This window comes from Actinophytocola sp. (genome assembly GCF_050699935.1).
Lineage (GTDB): Bacteria > Actinomycetota > Actinomycetes > Mycobacteriales > Pseudonocardiaceae > Actinophytocola.
In genome coordinates this window covers 1-3,964 of sequence record NZ_JBOHGB010000270.1, presented here as the reverse complement: position 1 = coordinate 3,964, position 3,964 = coordinate 1, and the positions used below count along the sequence as shown (strand labels likewise).

The 3,964-nt window shown below is 72.6% G+C and carries 5 protein-coding genes; all 5 read left to right on the top strand.

The genetic code is table 11. The features are described from left to right. The first annotated feature begins 179 nt into the window (after nucleotides 1-179). Nucleotides 180-854 (top strand): TetR/AcrR family transcriptional regulator, encoded by a 675-nt coding sequence (locus ACRDTB_RS37600; RefSeq protein WP_431437036.1) that lies wholly within the window; start codon nucleotides 180-182, stop codon nucleotides 852-854. Nucleotides 855-938: 84 nt separating this feature from the next. Next, complete coding sequence (locus ACRDTB_RS37595; RefSeq protein WP_431437034.1) at nucleotides 939-1,754, top strand: enoyl-CoA hydratase/isomerase family protein; 816 nt, start codon at nucleotides 939-941, stop codon at nucleotides 1,752-1,754. Beyond that, entirely contained in the window at nucleotides 1,751-2,512 is a 762-nt protein-coding gene (locus ACRDTB_RS37590; RefSeq protein ID WP_431437033.1) for a 3-hydroxyacyl-CoA dehydrogenase, read from the top strand. The genes ACRDTB_RS37595 and ACRDTB_RS37590 overlap by 4 nt, the downstream gene beginning before the upstream one ends. A gap of 24 nt (nucleotides 2,513-2,536) precedes the next feature. Beyond that, nucleotides 2,537-3,670 carry an acyl-CoA dehydrogenase family protein gene (locus tag ACRDTB_RS37585; protein WP_431437031.1) on the top strand — a complete coding sequence of 378 codons (1,134 nt, stop codon included), beginning with the start codon at nucleotides 2,537-2,539 and terminating at the stop codon, nucleotides 3,668-3,670. 13 nt (nucleotides 3,671-3,683) lie between these two features. Beyond that, nucleotides 3,684-3,964: acyl-CoA dehydrogenase family protein (locus ACRDTB_RS37580; RefSeq protein ID WP_431437030.1), on the top strand; the 281-nt coding region annotated here is incomplete at its 3' end.

Below are 3,964 nucleotides of genomic sequence, written 5' to 3'. Positions count from 1 at the left end.
GGCGACGGCCGACTCGCTCGCCGCCTGGGGCATGCCGGCCGACGACGTCGAGCGGCTCACCGCGGACGCGCGGAACGGTGCCGTGTGTTGATCGAATTCTGTGCCGGGAGGAGGCGCATTTGTGACATCATCGTCAGAACGGCTGATGCCGACCGTTCCGGCAGACGGAGGATCCTTACATGAGTCCACGCGGCAACAGTGCCAAGGGGCGTGCGGTCATCGCCCCTTCCGCGTCGCAGAAGGAGCGGCGCGGCGTCGGTCCGATGACTCCGAAGGGCCACGAGCGCCGCTCGGAGATTCTGCGTGCGGCTCGCAAGGTGTTCGAGAAGCGGGGTTTCCTGGACAGCAGGGTTGCCGACATCGTCGCCGCCGCGGACGTCGCGCAGGGCACCTTCTACACGTATTTCGACTCGAAGGACGCGGTCTTCGTCGAGGTCGCGCAGCAGGTGATCGAGTCGATGATGGAAGACCTGCACGCCGGATACGTTCCGGACATGGATCCGGTCGAGCGTATTCGGCGCGCGATGGTGCGGTTCATCGACGCGTTCCGCCCGAACGCGGTGATGATCGGGCTCATCGAGCAGGTCGGCACGTTCACCCCCGAGATGCGCAAGCTTCGCCTGCGGCTCCGTGAATCCTTTGTAGACAGGTCGGCCCGCGGTATCCGGCGGATGCAGGCGGACGGGATCGCCGATCCCGACATCGACCCGGTGACCGTCGCCGAGGTGCTCGGCGCGATGCTCGACCAGACCTGTTACATCTGGTTCTTCCTGGGCAAGAAGTTCGACCGCGACGAGGTCGTCGAGACGCTCACCACCGTGTGGGCGCGGGGAATCGGGATCAAGGGCGCCTGAGCGGTGATTTCGGTTTCGCCACGGTGAGACTTGCCACCGGATTTGATATTGACATCGGTGTCGAAAAAAGGTTGAGTTCGGGACGTGACGACAGATCCGGCCGCGACGAAGGATTTCGTGCTCCTCGAGCGGAGCGACGGAATCCTGACGATCACGCTGAACCGGTCCCGCGTGAAGAACGCGATGACGTGGGACGGGTGGACCCGGCTGCGCGACGCGGTGTGGTCGGTCGATCCCCTGTCCGACCGGGTCGTCGTGATCACCGGCGCGGGCACGGACTTCTGCTCGGGCGCGGACCTCGGCGGGCCGGCCACCGGCGGGCACCAGGTGGACGACATGCGCATCGTGGCCGATGCCTGCCTCGCCCTGTACCGGCTGCCGATGCCGACGATCGCGCGCGTGGACGGCGTGGCGGTGGGCGCGGGCATGAACCTCGCGCTGGTCTGCGACTTCGTGCTCGCCTCGAGCCGCGCCCGGTTCGCGGAGATCTTCGTCAAGCGCGCCATGTCGGTGGACTTCGGTGGCTCGTGGCTGCTGCCGCGCCTGGTCGGCCTGCGCCGGGCCAAGGAGCTGGTGTTGCTCGGCGACACCATCGACGCCGCCCAGGCGATGGAGATCGGGCTGCTGCACCGCGTCGTGGATGCCGACGAGCTGGACAAGGCGGTCGCGGAGTTGGCCGACCGGCTCGCCGCCGGGCCGCGACTGGCGATGGCGGGCTCCAAGGCGCTGCTGGGCGACGCGTTCGACGTGTCGCTGTCGCGGGCGCTGGAGGAGGAGGGCCGGGCACAGGCGGTCAGCATGTCGTCGCCGGATGCCGTCGAGGCGATCGAGGCGTTCGCGCAGAAGCGGCCGGCGAACTTCCGGCGGCCCGGCGGCTCGGCGACCGAGGAGGAACGATGAAGGTCGAGGACACCGTCTCGCTGGTGACCGGGGGCGCGTCCGGGCTGGGGCTCGCGACCGCCCGCCAGCTCGTGAAGTCCGGTGGCCGGGTGGTGATCCTGGACCTCCCGACCTCCGCCGGCGCCGGCATCGAGGCGGAGCTGGGTGGCGCGGTGCGTTTCGTGTCCGGCGACGTCACCTCCGAGGAGGACGTCGCGCGCGCACTGGACGTCGCGGCCGAGCTCGGCTCGCTGCGCATCACGGTGAACTGCGCCGGCACGGGGATCCCGGCCCGCACGATCGGGCGGGACGGGCCCGCGCCCATGGACGGGTTCGTGCGGACGGTGACCGTGAACCTGTTCGGCACGTTCAACGTGATCCGCATGGCCGCGGCGCGGATGGCCGGGATCGAGCCGGTGGACGGCGAGCGGGGCGTGGTGGTCAACACCGCGTCGGTGGCGGCGTTCGACGGTCAGATCGGGCAGGCCGCGTACTCGGCGTCGAAGGGCGGCATCGTGGGCCTGACGCTCCCGGTGGCCCGTGACCTCGCCTCGGTCGGCATCCGCGTCGTGACGATCGCGCCCGGCCTCTTCGACACGCCGCTGCTCGGCACGCTTCCCGAGGAGGTCCGGGACTCGCTCGGCCGGCAGGTGCCGCACCCGAGCCGGCTCGGCCAGCCCGCCGAATATGCCGCGCTCGTGCAGCACATCGTGGAGAACCCCATGCTGAACGGCGAGACGATCCGGCTCGACGGGGCGATCCGGATGGCGCCCCGCTGACCGGCCGAACCGAGGACTGAGCAGATGTCGGAGCAGAAGTCCGGGCAGATGTCGGGGGCGTTCCACCCGCCACCGGAGCACGAGGAGTTCCGCGGCGTCCTGCGCAAGCTGACCGAGTCACGCGTGCCGCTCGGGTGCGCACCCGCGCCGGCGGCGGCCGACGCGGGCGACCGCGAGCTGTGGCAGACCCTGGCCGGTGAGTTGGGTCTTGCGGGGCTGGTCGTGCCGGAACGGCACGGCGGCGGCGGGTTCGGTCGGCCGGAGCTGGCGATCGCCGCGGAGGAGCTGGGCCGGGCGGTGGCCGGCGGTCCGCTGTTCGCCTCGGCCGTGCTCGCCACGGAGGCGTTGCTGGCGACCGGTCCGGACGCGACCGCGGCCGAGGTGTTGCCCGGGCTGGCGGCCGGGGAGCGGGTGGCGGCGCTCGCCGTGGTCGAGCGGTCGAGACGCTGGCAGCCCGACGGCATCGAGACGACCGTGGGGGAGCGGGCGCGGCTGCGCGGGGTGAAGGAGGCGGTGCTGGGCGCCGCGGAGGCGGACGTGCTGGTGGTCGCGGCGCGCGGGCCGGACGGGCTGTCGCTGTTCCTCGTCGAGCCGGGCCAGGGCGTGGCGGTCGAGGCCCGCGAGGTGCTGGACCCGTCCCGATCCATCGCGCGGGTGGTGCTCACGGACGCGCCCGCGCGGCCGGTCGGCCGTGCCGGGGAGGGCTGGCCCGCCGTCGAGCGCGCGTTGGAGGCGGGTGCGGTGTTCCTCGCCGCCGAGCAGGTGGGCGGCAGCCAGGCGCTGCTCGACGCCGCCACGGAGCACGCGGGTACCCGGGTCCAGTTCGGCCGGCCGGTCGGGCAGTTCCAGGGCGTGAAGCACCGGCTGGCGGACATGGCCGTGCGAACCGAGCTCGGCCGCGCCGCCGCGACCTGGGCGGCATGGCAGGAGCCGGGCAGCGGGCCGGCCCGGCTCGGCGCGGCGGTCGCCCGGGCCCACTGCGCGCAGGCGTACCTGCAGACCGCGCTCGACGCGATCCAGGTGCACGGCGGCATGGCGATCACGTGGGAGCACCACGCGCACCGGTTCCTGCGCCGAGCGCGCGCGGACCTGGACGTGCTGCCCGGGCCGGCCGAGCAGCGTCGCCTGCTCGAGTCGATGATCGGGACGGGGGTCTGAGATGGCGACCGAGATGCCAGTCGACGTGACCGGAGCGGACCTCGACGAGCTGGCCGCCCGGGTGCGGAGCTGGCTCGACGCACACCTGCCCGCCCACTGGCGCCGCGCCGCGCTCGACGGCGACCGGCGCGCGCTGGCGGAGATCACGAGAGACGAGGCGACCACCCGCGCGTGGTACGCGGAGCTCGGCGACTCCGGGCTCGCCACGCCGGACTGGCCGGTCGAGTCCGGCGGGCTCGGGCTCGCCGCCGACGCCGCGGCCGTGGTCCGCGACGAGCTGGCGCGGCTGCACGC

Bases quoted from the DNA above. Each gene is read 5' to 3' on its own strand.
- ACRDTB_RS37585 (WP_431437031.1), top strand. From the start codon at position 2,537: ATGTCGGAGCAGAAGTCCGGGCAGATGTCGGGGGCGTTCCACCCGCCA.
- ACRDTB_RS37590 (WP_431437033.1), top strand. From the start codon at position 1,751: ATGAAGGTCGAGGACACCGTCTCGCTGGTGACCGGGGGCGCGTCCGGG.
- ACRDTB_RS37600 (WP_431437036.1), top strand. From the start codon at position 180: ATGAGTCCACGCGGCAACAGTGCCAAGGGGCGTGCGGTCATCGCCCCT.